The sequence below is a fragment of the Shewanella sp. SG41-3 genome, from assembly GCF_014164545.1.
GTDB lineage: Bacteria > Pseudomonadota > Gammaproteobacteria > Enterobacterales > Shewanellaceae > Shewanella > Shewanella vesiculosa.
The window spans coordinates 1-16643 of sequence record NZ_JACJFJ010000014.1; the positions used below are offsets into that span (position 1 = coordinate 1).

The following is a 16643-nucleotide window of genomic DNA, read 5'->3' on the forward strand; positions in this document are numbered from 1 at the left end:
TATTAATTATTATTTAGTTGTTGGTTTTTATACTTTCTTTTAACAATAGCGATGAGTTAGGTTTTTTGTGGCGACCTATATTCAATCGATTTATCTTCCTAGCAATTGGCTTGTTTTTGTCAATACCTCAAGAGGGGGATGCGAGAGATGTTCAAAAAGTTTTACAGAAAATATGACCATTTTTTTGATAAATTGTGATCCATCTGACAACAACTGGAGATCATTTAAGAGTGATTTTCACTGTAAAGGCCTGATTTTTTATATCAAAATATTATCCATTCGAAAAATCTAATGTTTATCACATTTTTGACTAAAAAATATGATCTCCTAGGTATTTATACCGTAAGATACAAGGCGTTTAAGATTGCACTTGAAAACACAGGCAAACAGATTAATTTATCATTTTTACTCATTGGTGAGTTATCCACTGCTTCAATATGACCGTTTTCAGGTATAACATCATCATTATAGTAACCCCGTGTTACTGTGTAGTATTTGGTTGTACTGAAGTAAGGAGCCGCCAATGATTATCGAAGAGGTCGTTGAGCTATCGCGTTTTCAATTTGCGTTGACAGCCATGTATCATTTTCTATTTGTTCCACTCACCCTAGGTTTAGCTTTCATCCTTGCGATTATGGAATCACTGTATGTGATGACAAATAAGCAAATCTATAAAGACATGACAAAATTTTGGGGTAAGTTGTTTGGGATTAACTTTGCTCTAGGTGTTTCTACGGGTTTAGCAATGGAATTCCAGTTTGGTACTAACTGGTCCTACTATTCTCACTATGTAGGTGACATTTTTGGTGCGCCTCTGGCCATTGAAGGCTTAATGGCTTTCTTCCTCGAGTCAACGTTAGTCGGGATGTTCTTTTTCGGTTGGGATCGTTTTAGTAAACGTCAGCATTTAGTGGTCACATGGCTTGTTGCCATCGGCTCTAATATGTCAGCCTTATGGATTTTGATTGCCAATGGTTGGATGCAAAATCCAGTAGGTTCAGTATTTAACTATGAAACCATGCGCATGGAGATGGTTGATTTTGGCGCCGTAGTGTTTAACCCTGTCGCGCAAGTTAAGTTTGTTCATACTGTAGCCTCTGGTTATGTTGCTGGTTCGATGTTTGTGTTAGCTATTAGCTCATACTACATATTAAAAGGGCGTGACTTACCGTTTGCTCGGCGCTCATTTGCTGTTGCAGCAAGCTTTGGTATGGCAGCGATTTTATCGGTTATCGTATTAGGCGATGAGTCGGGTTATAAAGTCGGCGAAGTTCAACGTGTTAAGTTAGCAGCTATTGAAGCTGAGTGGCACACTGAGCCTGCTCCAGCAGCCTTTACCGTCGTTGGTTTTCCTAATCAAGAAACCATGGAAACCGACTATGCGATTAAAATCCCTTATGCCATGGGTATTATTGCAACGCGAACATTAGACGAAGAAGTGACGGGTATTAAGGATCTTATTAAAGATCACGAAGTACGAATTCGTAACGGTATGGTTGCCTACGGATTGCTTGAAAAACTACGTGCTGGTGATAAATCAGCAGAGGTTAGAGAGCAATTTGAAGCGACTAAAATCGATTTAGGTTATGGTTTCTTGCTTAAGCGTTATACCGACAAAGTGGTTGATGCTACCGAAGAGCAGATTAAAGCGGCCTCTTATGATTCTATTCCAACTGTCGCACCTATGTTCTGGAGTTTCCGGATTATGGTGGCAGCAGGGGTGATTATGTTGTTTGTGTTTGCAGCCGCTTTCTGGCAAAGCACTCGTCATCAAATCGCTGAGAAGAAATGGGTACTGCGTGCAGCACTTTATAGCTTGCCACTTCCTTGGATTGCCATTGAAGCCGGTTGGTTTGTGTCAGAGTTTGGTCGCCAACCTTGGACTATTTCTGAAGTGCTTCCGACCTTTATGTCGGCGTCTAGTTTAACCACGGCGGATCTTTGGTTTAGTATTATTTCGATTACGGTGTTCTATACCATTTTACTGGTGATAGAGGCTTTCTTAATGTTCAAGTTTGCTCGTCTTGGCCCTAGTAGCTTAAAGACTGGCCGTTACCATTTCGAAACCCAAGATGCTTAATCTGAGGACCTGATTATGTTTGATTACGAAGTATTAAGATTTATTTGGTGGGCGTTAATCGGTGTATTATTGATTGGTTTCACCGTGACAGATGGCTTTGATCTGGGCGTGGGGATATTGTTACCTATTATAGGTAAAGACGATACCGATCGCCGTATCATGATCAACACAATTGCTCCGCACTGGGATGGTAACCAAGTTTGGTTAATCACTGCTGGTGGTGCATTATTTGCAGCTTGGCCTATGGTATACGCAGTGGCGTTTTCTGGTTTTTATGTGGCAATGATGCTGGTGTTGTTCGCACTCTTTTTGCGTCCTGTTGGCTTTGATTACCGCTCTAAAATTGAAGATCCAAAATGGCGCAAAACATGGGACAAGGCATTATTTGTCGGCTGTTTCGTACCACCATTAATCATTGGTGTTGCATTTGGTAACTTACTCCAAGGTGTACCGTTTAACTTTGATGAATATTTACGTGCTACCTACCATGGCGGTCTATTCGGTTTATTAAATCCGTTTGGGTTATTAGCTGGTCTTGTGAGTGTCACTATGGTGATAATGCAAGGGTCTACATGGTTACAAATGAAGACGGACGGCGAGCTTCGTGTGCGCAGTGCTAAGACATCACAAATTTGTGGCAGTCTATTAGTGGTTCTGTTTGGTGCAGCAGGCTTTTGGTTGGTCAATGGTATTGATGGTTATGTGATCACTTCAGCTCTTGACGTCGCTGGAGCATCAAATCCAACCACTAAAACGGTAGCGGTTGAAGCCGGTGGTTGGTTGATAAACTACGATAAATATCCTTTGACTATGCTATTTCCTGTATTAGGTTTGTTAATGCCAGTACTAGTGGTATTAGCCAGTCGTTTGAATCGTAGTGGTTTTGCATTCTTTTTCAGCTCGCTTGCTGTTGCGGGGGTGATTTTAACGTGTGGTGCTGCTATGTTCCCATTTGTTATGCCTTCATCATTAGAGCCTAATGTGAGCTTAACTATGTGGGATGCTACTGCTAGCCAAATGTCACTTAAAGTAATGACCGTTGCCGCTATCATCTTCGTACCGACTGTCCTAAGTTATACCATTTGGACTTATTACAAGATGTTTGGCCGCTTAAATCGTGAGTTTATTGAAAACAATAAAAACTCACTTTATTAAATTAAGGAGCAACATTTATGTGGTATTTTGCTTGGATTCTTGGTGTATTGTTAGCGTGTTCATTCGGTATTATCAATGCGTTATGGCTTGAGAATACTGAAAATATGGATCGTAACAGCGACAACTAATCGCGACATCTGTAATTGAAAAACCGTCTTGGTAACAAGGCGGTTTTTTATTGGCTTTTGTTTGGTAGGTAATAAAGCACACGTCTAAACAGGCTTGATAGTAGTCGAATTACCAACTTATCTTGGTTATTCATTCAGACTGTAGCCAACCTTAACGAGCAAATATAAAGTCACTTTACGTTATGTTGATGTCTATAAAGATAGAGCCCAATCGATGTAGGACGCCGATGAGGGGGATTGATGCAGAAGGCTGAGAAAGATAACTGAAAACGATAACTGAAAACAATCATAACAGTGGGATGACACCACAGTAATAATGCTTTCAATATAGTGATAATTGAGACTTGCAGAAGAGATAAATCGCGCTGTGCTGTACTTGAATATTAGTGATATTTGAGTCGCGTGGTAATCGGGTATCATGGGCCTGAAGAGTATTTTATTGGATCAGAACCCAATTGCTGAGCTCTGATCCCTGTTATCAATTCCAGTCAACTACACGACTTTAAATACTCCAATTTGTTGCTTGATGCTGACAGCAAGTGCGGTTAATTGTTCTGCATCACTAACTGCTTTTGTTGCCCGTTCATCACTATTTTGTGCCAACGTCGCTATAGTATGCAAGCTATGAGACACCTCATCTGCAACTGTGCTTTGTTGATTAGTTGCACTGGCTATACTGGATGAGAATATTGCCATTTCACCGATACTCTGATTAATCTGACTGAGTTGGAGATTGACGATATTAGCTTGTTCAGCTGAAGATGCTCCTAACTGCTGGCACTCGACCATTTGTGTCGCGGTAAATTTTACTTGATGCTGTAATTTAGCTATCGTCGAGCTAATCTCACTAATTGAACGCTGCGTTCTTTGCGCAAGAGAGCGCACCTCATCAGCCACAACGGCAAAACCACGACCTTGTTCTCCTGCTCTAGCAGCTTCAATAGCAGCGTTTAATGCTAGCAAGTTAGTTTGTTCTGCAATGCCATTAATCACTTCAGTTACTTTACTAATAGCTTGGCTCTCACTGCTGACACTTTCAATATTTTTTTGACTTTGGATGAGTTGCTCACTTAAAGATTGCAGCGCGGTGACCTCTTGGCTTAACTGAGCATGCCCTTGAGCTGATGCACTATCAATTTCCTGCGCTTGCTGTGCTCCTTGACTAGCATTTTGGGCGACGTCTTTAATCGAAGAAGACATCTCTTCGATAGCCGTCGCAATTTGCTCTGTTTGGTTTAACAGTGCTTTTGCTTCATGACCATTTAACTTTGATGTTTGTTGGCTTTGATTTGCTTGGTTTTCTAAGCTAATAACCGACTGTTTTAATGATTCAATTAAACTCGCCAAACTCGCAGCCATTTGGGTCACACTGATAGTGATGTGATCAACTTCATTACCACTGCTTTCAGAGCACTGCATGAATGTTTGTGAAAGATCGCCTTGACCTAATTTAGCGATTTGTTGCTGTAGATTTTTTAATGGCTTCATCGCACGATTGATCACCATAAACAGTAAAACAGCAATCAGAACTATGCCTATCAATGCTAAAATCACGTTAATTTTTAGCATAGCTAAACTTTCATTATTTAATTCTTTGGTTGGCACATAGCCAACCATGGTCCAATTCCAACCTGCAATCTTTATTGAATAAGCATACATCTCTTCATCCGATAATGAAGTGTAAACCCAGCTGCCTTTATCTGTGAGTGCCTGTTCAAGCGATAAACCATTAAACAATGATTCAGTAAAAGGCGCTTCAGTGTTCAAATCGCGATGAGAAATAACTTGTTTATCAGAATTACGGATAATGGCATAAGATCCTGACTCTTCGAGTGTGAGTGTTTTAAGTGCATTCTGGATTTGCAGAATTGATTGGCTAATGTCATAACCGATAAAAAGGATAGCATTAACTTTGCCGCTGCTGTCTTTTACTGGGCTATAAATTGTCATGTAATCTTTGCCAAAAAGCTTGGCATAGCCTTCGTATTTTTGACCACTAATTAATTGCTTATAGCCTGGGTGATTAACCCCTAGATAAGTCCCTAGCGCACGGTTACCATCCGTTTTTTTCAGTGATGTTGACACTCGAACAAAATCATCATTATCACGAGCAAATATAGTCGCTACGCCGCCAGTTAGTTGCGAAAAGCGGTCTACATTATTATTTTCATTATTAACTTGTTCATTATCATGTAAAAGAACCGGAGTCTTAACGCCTAACACGTCAACGGATTTATTTTCTATCGAGAATTGTCCTGGATATAAAGTACGAAGAATATCGGAGCTACGTTTCGCCGAAGACAACATACTGTCGTATTCCAGTTCAAGTAAATGAGTATTACTGTCCATTTGTGATTGTATAGCTTTGATCGCTTTATCATGTAATACAGTGGAAGCGGTTAGATATGAAAAACAAGACATAGCGGTGAAAATAATAACGGATGACAACACGACAAGAGAGCCTATTTGTTTTGAAATAGGCCAGTTTTTATAGTTCATATGCTCTTTCTCATAATTATTGTGATGATTAATCTAAATAGATATGGTTCGCTCAATTTAATATACCGCGTAAATGTAAAGATTGTCTGATATGAAGCCAAAAGTGTGAAACAAATGAAGATTCATGTTCTATGGGGACATTTATCGCATAATACGACTAGGAATTTTAAATTTAGACTGTTTTTTTAGGTTAATCAATAACGCTTATGTTAACAATGCCTAAATTAGCATCAGCCTTTTTGCTCAGGCCACTACCAGCAAGTATTAAGAGGGTAGAGCTAACCATAATATATTAAGTTGACTTGAATTATTATCTTGTTTATTTGACCAAATTGTCGATTTATACCTAATTGCACGGTGCAGGTTAGTGAAGTCATGTGGCTTATAAGGTTGGACGAGAAAGTATGTTGGGCCGGTGAAATGCTCGACAAGTATTCAGATTTAACCTTGGTTAATTATGGCTTTGTTTACCACAGAGACATTAATTTCCCCCAAGACGACACCAATTGGTTCTTGTTAGAGAAAACCGTTTAATTTATGTTTGAGTTTTGTGCTTACTGCCCTAAACCGGATTTTTACTGCCAGTTTAGGGCGAAATTTTTATTTTGTATTGAACATTAAATCGAAATTGGCTTCTTGATAAGGTTGACCTTAGGTTTCATCAACAAGGTATACATTACAGGCACCCAAATCAGTGACAACATGGTCGCCAAAAGCGTACCGCCAGCAATGGCTATGGCAAATGGCGGCCAAAAGCCACCACCTGCAATAATTAGCGGTAAAAAGCCGCCTATAGTCGTGATGGTGGTGGAGCCGATATGACGACCACAACTGCTCACAGTACTGATGATCAACTCAATATTACCATGGCGCGCCTCGGGTATATCTTCTAACTCAGCCAAAATAACAATCGCAGCATTAATGGCTAAGCCCATTAATCCCAATAAGCCGATAATAACGGTAAACCCAAACGGATAGCCAAATACATACACGGATAATAAACCTAAACCCGCCGATTGAAATGCACTCAGTAAAATGATTGCCGTTAATCTAAAGGAGTTAAATGACAGCACCACAGTGGCTAGTAATAAGGTGACAACTAACACTACATTTGACAATAAATTACCCACAGCCTCATTACGTTTTGCACTTTCGCCGCCAATTTCAAGATGATATCCCGCCGGAATAGACAAATTAGCAATGGTATCCTTAACCTCGTTTAATACTTGTGCAGGCAGTACTCCACTGGTGATATAAGCTTCAATAGTGTTGACGCGTTCGCCATTTCTGCGGGGGATTGCGCCGCGACTCACATTGATTTCGTTATAAGATAATGCCGCTAGCGGTATACCTGAACCCGAAGGCGATACCAGATTTATCTCGGCTAAGCGTGTGGCTTGTTCGCGACTGTTGTCGCCTAAACGAACGCGAATGGGCAGTGATTCTGTTTGCTCTAAAATGCTGCCACCTATTATACCGGTAGTTGCCATTTGAATTTGATTGGCAATATCGCTAAGGCTCAACCCACTCATTAAGCTGGCATCTTCATTAACTTGTAACCACACTTTTGGCGCGCCAGAACTTAGTGTTGCGCGAGTATGGATCACATCGGGTGTTGCAACTAAAATCCCGCGCACTTGTTCACCCAGTGCTTTCAATGTATCCAGATTGGGGCCGTATATACGCAACTCTACCGGAGCGTTAAAAGGAGGGCCTTGTTCCAGTTTTCGAACCAAGATTTGGGCTTGTGGAAACTCTACATCAAACTCTTTCTGTAATTGTAAAATTAATCGATTAGCCGCAGCAAAATCGGTTACTTTAATCATTGCTTGGGCATAGTTAGTTGCCCCTTGCTGCCGTTGAGTTAAATTGTAATAGAAAGAGGGCGTGTTACCACCGACAACCCAAGTCGCAGCCACAATATCTTCAATTTTTTGCAGTTTATTATCAATCAGTTTTACCTGTTCTAGGGTGTTTTCAATACTCACATGCGGCGCTAAGTAGACTTCAATTTGGAACATATCGCGGTCAGACGGAGGGAAAAATTGTTCTGTCATTTTTCCCGCGGCAAAAAAACCGACAATAGGTAATATACCGATAACAATCGCCGTCAGTATTGGCCGTGTTAACGCAAAGTAAAGGCTGGCTGTATATGCTTGGCTGATTTTGGGAAATGCCATACCTTGTTGATACCAAGCCGTTGGTTTTTCACTGCGGCTAAAGCGCCCAGCAAGGCCTGCGATAATGGTATGCGAAATAATATATGACCCCAGCAATGCAAACATCACCGAAATTGCGATACCACCAACAAACTCACCCGCAGCGCCTGGCATTAACACAATTGGTGCAAAAGCTAACATGGTGGTAATGGTTGAACCCGCCAGTGGCAGCCATAAGTGGTGCAGAGTTTTAGATACCGCTTCAAGTTTGCTCATACCTTGCTGACGGCGTTGCGCAATGGCATCAACAATCACAATTGCGTTATCAACCATAATACCCAGCGCAACCACTAACCCTGTTACCGACATTTGATGGATCGGTAGTCCAGTATATTTCATGCAGGTGAGGGTAAACAGTGCGGTTAGTGGTAATGATATTGCTACAATCACTGCATTACGTAGGCCTAATGTCAGCATTAAGACCAGTAAAATAATCACAAACCCTTGCAGCAGATTAATCACCAAGTCGCCTAAGCGATCGCTGGTATAGCTTTGTTGGTCAAATAACCATTGCACCTTAATATTGGCAGGCAAGTTTACTGAAAACTCGTCAATGGCGTTGCTCACGTGCTGTTGCCATACATCGACGCGGTTATTATTGAGCATGCGCGCAGAGACTAACACGCCTTGTTGACTATCGATTAAAGCAATACTCGATGCAGGCGTTTTAGCTTGGCGGCTAATATTGGCCACATCGCCTAAGCGAATAATTTGGCCGTAAGCGTCTACTTTTAACGGCACTTGGCGGATACGGTTTTGTGAGTCTAATTCACCAGAAACCTCAACTAAGGATCTAAACTGGTTGTTATTAATTTCACCGGCGGAAATTTTGCTGTCGGCATTATTTAAAATTGCCGCGATACCTGCGGGAGTTAAATGCAGTTGACTGATTTTATTACCATCTAATTCTACTAAAATCTCTTCTTCAGGTGCGCCATACAACTTTGCAAAGTCAGTACCGCTGAGTAATCTTAAGCGACTTTGTAATTCTTTGGCGTACCGATTAAGAATATCGACTCTTACTGGGCTGTCATCGGCCCAAACCAGTCCTAAAATAGCGGTATTGGCATACCCTAGCTGATCATCTAATACACTGTTTTGTGCTGCAACGGGTAACAGTGATTTACTGTCGGCAATAAGATCTCTTGCCCGTGACCATACTGGAGCAGTATCGGTAACAGTATCTTTTAATTCTAACTGGATTACCGAAATACCCGGGCGGGAAGTTGACTGGACTAGCTTCAACTCTTCTAAACGGCGAAGTTGATTTTCGAGTACTTCGGTCACAAGTGCTTCAACGCGTTCTGCTGATGCCCCTGGGTATTGAGTAATAACCGATGAAAATCGGTTCGTAATATGTGGGTCTTCCGTACGCGGTAAGCTTGAAATTGCTCCTAAGCCAGCAACAATTAATAATGCAATAAATAAACTGGTTAGGCGGCCATTTTCTAAAAATGCTTTAATCATAATGCCCCCGTTTTCTCAGCTTGAGCTAGGGTGACTTTTTGATTAACCACTAACTTATGCAAGCCTTGAGAGACAATGATATCGGTTGGTTTTATGGCGCCTTGAATATAGGCTTGTTGTTCATTGGTATAGATAATTTCAACATCGCGACGTTCAATGGTATAAAAACCTTGCTCAGCTTTAACTAAGGCAAACACGTTCCATAACCCGCGTACGCCATCGGTTAATGCCGACATCGGCACCCAGTAACCAGATGCAGGCACATCTTGTTGATAAGCCAAATAAGCTATTTCGCCATTGATTACTCTGGCTGAGTCGGGCAAATGAATACGCAACTGCACCGTGCGACTAATGGTATTGACCTCGGCACTAATACCGGCAATTTTAGCGGTAAAGGTTTGTTTACCTACACGGACATCTACCATCTGCTCGGCGGCTAACTGCTGTGCAATATCAATCGGTACCCCAATATAAGCTAAAGGCTCACTGTTACCCACTAAGGTAAAAACCGGACTGCCTAGCGCAATCACTTCGCCGACATTATGAAACCGCTGACTGATAGTGCCATTGAATGGAGCTAACAATGTCGATTTTTCAATTTTTAAATGGGTGGCACTTAAGCTGGCTTCTATGCGCTTTTGATTCGCTTGTAAGCTAATGACTTGTTGCTGGGTTTCATCAAGCTGCTGTTCAGACACATAATTTTGTTGTTTTAGTTTTTGAGTGCGAACTAAGGTGCTTTTGGCTAAATCGATGTCCGCTTGGGTTTGTAATAAACTGGCTTGCAGTTGCTGTTGTTCGGCCGTTAATAACTCGATATCAAGTAGGGCTAATGTTTGACCTTTAGTCACAGTATCGCCACTGTCGACTGAGATATTGTTGAGCTTACCCGCAAGCTCAAAGCCAATACCTGTGGTATTGGCTGAGCGAATTGTCCCTGTATAGGTTTGCATATGCTGGTAATGGTCATTTAACACTAAGCTTTGTGATAACACCGCTTGATAGTCAATTGTATGCGAGTGTTCTTTTACCTCAGAGCCACAACCGCTTAAAACGATTAAGCTTAAACTTAGCGCCCAGTATCGAATGATGGCAGTGAATGTCTTTGACGCGTTCATAAGTTTATTCCTTGCAAAGCAATTAATAGTGTCAATGTTGATTTATTTTTCGCTGTTGGCATGAAAGGCAATAAGCTCATAGGTTTTCAGCACAACGTAAAATGTAACTTTAATGTTAACTAGACTCGATAGTCTAATTTTATAAAACTAGACTGTCCAGTCTATTTTTGGTTACTATTAGGCTAAATGCTGATCAGCAATGCAGAGGCTTGATTTGCTTAATGAGCTAATTTATGGAACCAATATGACAAAACAACACACAGCCCTTAATCCCAGCGGGCAGATCCACATCAGCCGCAGTGAACAAAAGCGTGCTCAGGTGCTCGAATCTGCGATTGATCTTTTTTGTCATCATGGTTTCCCTAATACCAGTATGGATGAAGTGGCCAAGCATGCCGGTGTATCAAAACAAACTGTTTACTCCCATTTTGGTTCTAAAGACGATTTATTTGTGTCTGCGATTGAATCGAAATGTGTTGTGCATCAACTCACTGACGATGCCTTAATTGATGCCAGCCAACCACAACAGGTTATTTTGTTATTTGCACAGCAGTTTGGCGAAATGATTGTTAGCAAAGAAGCCATGACAGTGTTTAAAACCTGTGTTGCTCAAGCCGATACTCACCCAGAAGTGTCTAGATTGTTTTATAATGCAGGCCCTAAGCATGTACTAGGATTGGTTCGAAACTACCTAACAAAAGTCAATGAACACAACGAATACTTTTTTGAAAACCCTCATGAAAGTGCGGTTAGATTGTGTTTAATGTTGTTTGGTGAGCTAAAATTACGCCTAGAGTTAGGCTTAGAAATAGAAGATTTAATCGTCACCAGACAACAATACCTGCAAGATACCGCCGACATGTTTTTACGAGCACATAAAGTGGGCGTAAAATAAACTCAACCTCAAGTTGAACTTAATTGGCCATATAGCAGTATTACTTGAGCAATTAAGCCAAAGTAATATTCAGTTTATTTCATTATTTGAAGGGAAGCAGATTAGTATGACGCTTTACAACACTAAGGTAATTTCTTCTCCGGCACAGAATAAGTCACTGAATTTATCTGTACGGTCATTATTGTGCGTATCGGGTCTGCTGTTAAGTCAGCATGCTTTAGCGGCACCAGAACGTTCACCGTTTTCACTCACTGTTGCTCGTACATCAACGGGCACCGCTAATGTAGGCGCAGAGAGTGCTAACCCTAATCAGTTACAACGAGATACATGGAAAACCAGTTTTTCGGCAAACATGCCACTTAATCGTCAGTGGTCTATAGGGGCAAACTTAGGCTACGATAATCTCGATTATGACTGGGATATTAACCAAAACAGCCTGTTACACAGCAATACTCAACCTTGGTCAACCATCCATCAGTACAGTGCTGGTTTATCACTATCGTATCGCTTAGATAATCATTGGATGTTTCTCATCGCACCCAAATTACAGTATGCCTATGCTGATACGGCATCATCTTCAAATGCACAAAGTTATGGTGTCGTCGCCTCGGGGATGTACCGCTTTGATTCGGGTAATATGCTTGGTTTCGGTGTGGCATATTTAAATGATATTTCAGAAGTGCGCACCTTGCCTTATTTAGCCGTGCGTTGGCAGATAAGCGACAAGTGGGTACTTGCTAACCCGTTCCAAGCTGGTTTTAGTGGCCCTGCAGGATTAGAGTTAAGTTATCAATATAATCGTGACTGGGATTTTGGCGTGGGCAGCTCAATGCGAACAGAGCGTTTTTTAATTGCTGACGATGACAAAACCATTGAAGTTGAAGAATGGGTAGGCTTTGCTCGCGCAGGTTGGCAAGCAACGACTAACGTTAGCCTTAACGCTTATGCTGGTTACTATTTTGGCGGTGAAATGCAGTTAAGTTATCCCGATGTCACTGAAGACATGGAAAACCAAGCCGCATTCGGTTTAGTGTTTAAACTGAACTTTTAACGATTAGTGGTAAACCATACAATGAAAAATGCCGCTGATATCAGCGGCATTGTTGTAAAAGTTAATCTAGCAACTGAGCATTTATCTAATAAAATCGTCTGAACTGCTAATGTGAATCGGCCCTAGAAGTAAGTCACTTCTTTTACCCGCTTAGGGCGATTTTGTTGTTCGTATAACTGCCATACTTGTTTAAAATCAAGTGCTAACTCAGTGACATAAAACTCACCTGCTGGGTAGGTTTTTACCACTTTAGCCCCGCGAATAATGCCACTCACGCTAGACTTAACGTTGTCGTCAGTTAATAACCACTCACTCACGTCGCTGTTTGCGGTAATCTTTTGGCCATACACTTGCTCTGCTAACTCACGATATGCAGCAATTTTTGATGCTTGCATTGCCATTAAAATACGATGCGATGGTTCTTTGCTTGGCTGAGTCGCTAAGGGTGCATAACCAATTGCGGTTAGGGTAGGGAACGAGGCTGGAGCTTCGGTTTCCCACTGGACATATTTATCCTTGCTTACACAGCCAGTTAACAGTACCAGCACAATTAACATTAACGACTTCATAGCTTATCTCCTAATACGGTATAACGACTGTCGCCCTTATTTTCGTGGCGATACAGTAAACCATTACGCGATTCAATCATTTCAGACGGTTGTAAATAACCCGATAAGCTCGACGCCGCCACAAATGATTGCACCGCCGAAACCACTCTATTATTGGTCACATTCACTATTCGGCCGTTAAAGACTATTCCTTCAGGTGTTAAGGTCATGGTTGATACCAAAACGTGCGCTACCGGTAAATTGGAACGCAACAGCTCCCAGTTTCGGCTCAACATAAATTCACCTTGCTCTGTTGCACGTAAATTAGTTGCGACGTTTAAATCAACCAAATTAAACTCATGGGCATGGAATGCAGCAAGCAATCCTTGCTGTAATTGAAGGCCTAACTCATTGGATGTATTTAAATTGCTGGCCATTACCGGCGTAGAAATGAGCAGTGGTTCATCAGGGCGAAGGGCATCATTTTGCAATACTAATTCGTTGACTAACTTTTCTGCCCACACATTGACCTGGCCCTTAGGCGATATTCCAACAGCTTGTATATCATAAGCTAACTTGTGCTGATAAACCTGATCTTCATCGACCACTTTGACAAATTTACCGTTATTACTAAAGGCAAGATTATTGGCAGCATTAGGCGTTTGGGTGCATGCAACTAACGTCAATGACGCCAGTATGACCGTTGGGACAACAAGCCTATTAATCATAATAATTCCTCTTACAAAAATGCCGCAAGTCTTGGTATAAATGAGCCATTTTATCGCCTTATTTATCGGTAACTAAGGTCAATTTTTTACTCTCTAATATTCGTTCCTTTATATCGGCAAATGCGTTAGAAGCTTTACTATAATTACCCTACATCTAAAAAAAACTATTAAAGCGGTTATAGGCACAATTTTTGCTTTGTAAAATATAGAGTAAGCTTAATTCATTTTATTAAGCCAAATAGACGTTTTTTTGACATTAGGACATCGTATGCTGATCCGACACAGCCCTACTAACCGAGCTAATCCCTTTAGTCATCTTGCTGTCATAGCCATATTATGTGCAAGTGGCTTGCTAGTGACAATGTCTGCATTTGCTGAACAAATTGAAGTGACTGGCAAAGCCAAAATTGTTAATGGCGATATTGATAAAGCTCGCGAAGACGCTATCAGCCAAGCATTAAATTATGCCAGTTTAAAAGCGGGAGTTAACTTTTCTAGCGAACAACAAGTTAACCAAGGACGGCTTACTCAAGATACTTTTCAAATGCAGCGTATGGGCTCGGCCAATAATGTTGAATTAATGAGTGAAATGATCAGCGAGCATACTATTACTGTCATTTTACAGCTTGAGCTTAGCGAACAAGAGCCCGATGCCCAATGTAAAAGCCAATCACTCAAAGCTGCGATTATGCTGCCTCAAGCTTATTTACAAGAACGCGAACAATTACGCTATGGTCAATTAGCCCACTTTGAAGAGCGCATTACCGAACAATTAGGCAAAGCGATTAACGCGCAATCGCGTTACAGTTTTGCCAGGCTACATGCAGATGAGAAAATTGATAATACCAATCAATTGGTCAATTTTAGAGGTAACCGCATACCCAGTTGGTTAGGTGAACTCACCGACAGCCAATATTTGCTGCAGCCCGAAATTATTGATATTTCAACTGAACCAGTACAAAGCAGTTATTTGGGCTTTGTAGAAGATGATCCACTGAGGCAATTTATCCTTAAATTAACCCTTTATCATGGCATTAGCGGTGAAGTGGTCTGGTCGGAATCATTTGCGACATCAGCGCCTTGGGAATTTGAACGACAAGAAATAGTGTCACCAGCTAATCAACGCTTTTGGCGATCATCTTATGGCCAGGCGATCAGTGATATTTTACAACAAAGCGTTATGTCGTTAGATAAGCAACTTAATTGCCGACCATTACTAGGCCAAATTGTCGCAAGAGATGGTGATCGCATTATCATCAATTTAGGCCGTAAAAATGGCGTTAAAATGGGTGATAAGTTCCAAATCGTCCTACAGAAAAACATCCCCGACAGATTCAACTCTATGCGCGCTATCGCGACTAAAAGTCGGGCGAATGTGGTTATCGAACAAGTGACCGAAGACAGTTCAACGGCAATCTTTGACGGTATCGACAGTGCTTATAATATTCAAGTGAATGACATTGCGATTAAGAACTAGTTGGTTGTTAATTAAGCAATTAAATTTAAAAGGTTTAATTCGATTATAAACTCAGTATAATCACTGGGTCTCTCTATAGCTCAACAGGATAGAGCAGCCGCCTCCTAAGCGGCCGATCGGGGTTCGAGTCCCTGTGGGGAGACCATAACACCTCTTTTTACCTTAAAAATCAAACGCTTACTAAAATCGTCAAAAGTTGTGCCGCCTATGTGCCGCCTCTGGAAACCACTTTTTTGGAATTTTTTTTTAAGCATTCTTCAAAACTCCGCTTTTCGATAGTTTGAACCCAATCATGGACTCAAAGCCTATTTTTCGTTAAATTCCATTTAAGTCAAATAGCATGATGCGGTGAACATTAAATGGAAGTTTCAGAGATTAATTTACTGGCGAACAAAGAGTCATTAATCGATAACATTATCGATTTAATGCCCGAATCGTTGATAGGAAATATCGATAAAGACAACTTACAAAAAGAATTAGACATTTATGTAGAGCAAATATTTCGATTTGTCCTCAGTGTAAAAAGCTACTATACAGCCATATCAGATACGGATTCAGATGAAGTTATAGTCAAAGCACTTGCCAAAACTCCCCATGGACTATCAATATTTGATGAATTGCATGAGTCACGCTGTCAAGTTTGGGGCATGGCGATAAAACTATTTATAAGTATCATCGATAGCGAAAGTCCACTTATGAGCAAAGTTAAAGAGATAGAAGCTACTCAATCGTTCGGCGAAGCATTAAGAGTTTGTTCACCTAAGTCTGAAGCATTTGTAACACCACAAATTAAAACTTTGATTGCTAGATTTACAGGCAAAACTTCAACTGAACACAGGCATGAATTGTTCAGATTGTTTAAGGGTATGTTGGTCTGTCAATTGAGTGGGCTAAATGAGCAAGCGGATATTTTTGCCGATATGTTAATAAAAGCATTTATTCTCAATCAATAATCACACGCCATACTAATGAGAGAGCAGATTATCAAGAATATTGCTGTTCTTGAGCAGAATAAACTAGCTGGTAAGAAAGGCGGAAAAAAAACTCAGCAAGGTTCTTTGGCAACATCGGAGGAAGCGATCGCACTTTTTCTATCTACTAACGAATTCACTTCTTACACTAAAGCTGCTGAGGCACTTTACCCTCAAATTGTAGAAATTGGCAAAAAACATGACTTCATTTTCAATAGTGTAGTTAATGGACATAGAACTGTGATTAATTGGTTTAGATCAACTGAGCGATTTAAAAAACAGAAAGTCTAAAGGTGTGAAAATACAG

The 16643-nt window shown here is 40.9% G+C and carries 14 protein-coding genes and 1 tRNA gene; 10 read left to right on the forward strand and 5 right to left on the reverse strand.

The annotated features are described in order from the left end of the window. The first annotated feature begins 523 nt into the window (after positions 1-523). The 3 genes from H5164_RS19015 to cydX are packed head-to-tail and all read left to right on the forward strand — an operon-like array spanning position 524 to position 3363. Complete coding sequence (locus H5164_RS19015) at positions 524-2080, forward strand: cytochrome ubiquinol oxidase subunit I (RefSeq protein ID WP_124016871.1); 1557 nt, start codon at positions 524-526, stop codon at positions 2078-2080. Positions 2081-2095: 15 nt separating this feature from the next. Further along, on the forward strand, positions 2096-3235 hold the full coding sequence (gene cydB, locus H5164_RS19020; RefSeq protein WP_182697974.1) for a cytochrome d ubiquinol oxidase subunit II: 1140 nt from the start codon (positions 2096-2098) through the stop codon (positions 3233-3235). Between the two features lie 17 nt (positions 3236-3252). Continuing rightward, positions 3253-3363, forward strand: a complete 111-nt coding sequence (cydX, locus tag H5164_RS19025) for a cytochrome bd-I oxidase subunit CydX (RefSeq protein WP_124016873.1) — start codon at positions 3253-3255, stop codon at positions 3361-3363. Between the two features lie 492 nt (positions 3364-3855). Here cydX and H5164_RS19030 read toward each other — a convergent pair whose 3' ends face one another. Continuing rightward, positions 3856-5862 carry a methyl-accepting chemotaxis protein gene (locus H5164_RS19030; protein WP_182721993.1) on the reverse strand — a complete coding sequence of 669 codons (2007 nt, stop codon included), beginning with the start codon at positions 5860-5862 and terminating at the stop codon, positions 3856-3858. 390 nt (positions 5863-6252) lie between these two features. Here H5164_RS19030 and H5164_RS19035 point away from each other — a divergent pair, with 390 nt between their 5' ends. Further along, complete coding sequence (locus H5164_RS19035) at positions 6253-6396, forward strand: hypothetical protein (protein WP_220492760.1); 144 nt, start codon at positions 6253-6255, stop codon at positions 6394-6396. Between the two features lie 83 nt (positions 6397-6479). Here H5164_RS19035 and H5164_RS19040 read toward each other — a convergent pair whose 3' ends face one another. Continuing rightward, a complete protein-coding gene (locus H5164_RS19040; protein WP_182757329.1) occupies positions 6480-9548 on the reverse strand; it encodes an efflux RND transporter permease subunit in 3069 nt (1022 codons plus the stop codon). Further along, the gene (locus H5164_RS19045) at positions 9545-10666 is read right to left on the reverse strand and encodes an efflux RND transporter periplasmic adaptor subunit (RefSeq protein ID WP_182721991.1); all 1122 of its coding nucleotides are present in this window, start codon (positions 10664-10666) and stop codon (positions 9545-9547) included. The genes H5164_RS19040 and H5164_RS19045 overlap by 4 nt, the downstream gene beginning before the upstream one ends. 244 nt (positions 10667-10910) lie before the next feature. On the opposite strand from H5164_RS19045, the gene H5164_RS19050 reads away from it, so the two are divergent. Both H5164_RS19050 and H5164_RS19055 read left to right on the forward strand, forming a co-directional pair. Next, positions 10911-11561 carry a TetR/AcrR family transcriptional regulator gene (locus H5164_RS19050; RefSeq protein ID WP_182757330.1) on the forward strand — a complete coding sequence of 217 codons (651 nt, stop codon included), beginning with the start codon at positions 10911-10913 and terminating at the stop codon, positions 11559-11561. 106 nt (positions 11562-11667) lie between these two features. Next, on the forward strand, positions 11668-12612 hold the full coding sequence (locus tag H5164_RS19055; RefSeq protein ID WP_182757331.1) for a DUF6268 family outer membrane beta-barrel protein: 945 nt from the start codon (positions 11668-11670) through the stop codon (positions 12610-12612). Between the two features lie 122 nt (positions 12613-12734). Here the strand turns inward: H5164_RS19055 and H5164_RS19060 are convergent, their stop codons facing one another. Both H5164_RS19060 and H5164_RS19065 read right to left on the reverse strand, forming a co-directional pair. Next, on the reverse strand, positions 12735-13181 hold the full coding sequence (locus H5164_RS19060; RefSeq protein ID WP_182697980.1) for an LPP20 family lipoprotein: 447 nt from the start codon (positions 13179-13181) through the stop codon (positions 12735-12737). Further along, positions 13178-13888, reverse strand: coding sequence for a FlgO family outer membrane protein (locus H5164_RS19065; RefSeq protein ID WP_182757332.1), 711 nt, complete (start codon positions 13886-13888; stop codon positions 13178-13180). Before H5164_RS19065 ends, H5164_RS19060 begins: the two co-directional genes overlap by 4 nt. Positions 13889-14156: 268 nt before the next feature. On the opposite strand from H5164_RS19065, the gene H5164_RS19070 reads away from it, so the two are divergent. The 4 genes from H5164_RS19070 to H5164_RS19085 all read left to right on the forward strand — a co-directional run bounded on the left by H5164_RS19070 (position 14157) and on the right by H5164_RS19085 (position 16627). After that, complete coding sequence (locus tag H5164_RS19070) at positions 14157-15365, forward strand: flagellar assembly protein FlgT (RefSeq protein WP_259396879.1); 1209 nt, start codon at positions 14157-14159, stop codon at positions 15363-15365. 69 nt (positions 15366-15434) lie between these two features. Beyond that, positions 15435-15510 (forward strand) — tRNA-Arg (locus H5164_RS19075). A 214-nt stretch (positions 15511-15724) separates the two neighbouring features. Next, positions 15725-16318, forward strand: coding sequence for a hypothetical protein (locus H5164_RS19080; protein WP_182757333.1), 594 nt, complete (start codon positions 15725-15727; stop codon positions 16316-16318). 15 nt (positions 16319-16333) lie between these two features. After that, entirely contained in the window at positions 16334-16627 is a 294-nt protein-coding gene (locus H5164_RS19085; protein ID WP_182757334.1) for a hypothetical protein, read from the forward strand. Positions 16628-16643: the final 16 nt, after the last annotated feature.

Coding starts and splice junctions, on each gene's coding strand:
- H5164_RS19015 (WP_124016871.1), top strand. CDS start 524: ATGATTATCGAAGAGGTCGTTGAGCTATCGCGTTTTCAATTTGCGTTG.
- cydB (WP_182697974.1), top strand. CDS start 2,096: ATGTTTGATTACGAAGTATTAAGATTTATTTGGTGGGCGTTAATCGGT.
- cydX (WP_124016873.1), top strand. CDS start 3,253: ATGTGGTATTTTGCTTGGATTCTTGGTGTATTGTTAGCGTGTTCATTC.
- H5164_RS19030 (WP_182721993.1), bottom strand. CDS start 5,862: ATGAACTATAAAAACTGGCCTATTTCAAAACAAATAGGCTCTCTTGTC.
- H5164_RS19040 (WP_182757329.1), bottom strand. CDS start 9,548: ATGATTAAAGCATTTTTAGAAAATGGCCGCCTAACCAGTTTATTTATT.
- H5164_RS19045 (WP_182721991.1), bottom strand. CDS start 10,666: ATGAACGCGTCAAAGACATTCACTGCCATCATTCGATACTGGGCGCTA.
- H5164_RS19050 (WP_182757330.1), top strand. CDS start 10,911: ATGACAAAACAACACACAGCCCTTAATCCCAGCGGGCAGATCCACATC.
- H5164_RS19055 (WP_182757331.1), top strand. CDS start 11,668: ATGACGCTTTACAACACTAAGGTAATTTCTTCTCCGGCACAGAATAAG.
- H5164_RS19060 (WP_182697980.1), bottom strand. CDS start 13,181: ATGAAGTCGTTAATGTTAATTGTGCTGGTACTGTTAACTGGCTGTGTA.
- H5164_RS19065 (WP_182757332.1), bottom strand. CDS start 13,888: ATGATTAATAGGCTTGTTGTCCCAACGGTCATACTGGCGTCATTGACG.
- H5164_RS19070 (WP_259396879.1), top strand. CDS start 14,157: ATGCTGATCCGACACAGCCCTACTAACCGAGCTAATCCCTTTAGTCAT.
- H5164_RS19080 (WP_182757333.1), top strand. CDS start 15,725: ATGGAAGTTTCAGAGATTAATTTACTGGCGAACAAAGAGTCATTAATC.
- H5164_RS19085 (WP_182757334.1), top strand. CDS start 16,334: ATGAGAGAGCAGATTATCAAGAATATTGCTGTTCTTGAGCAGAATAAA.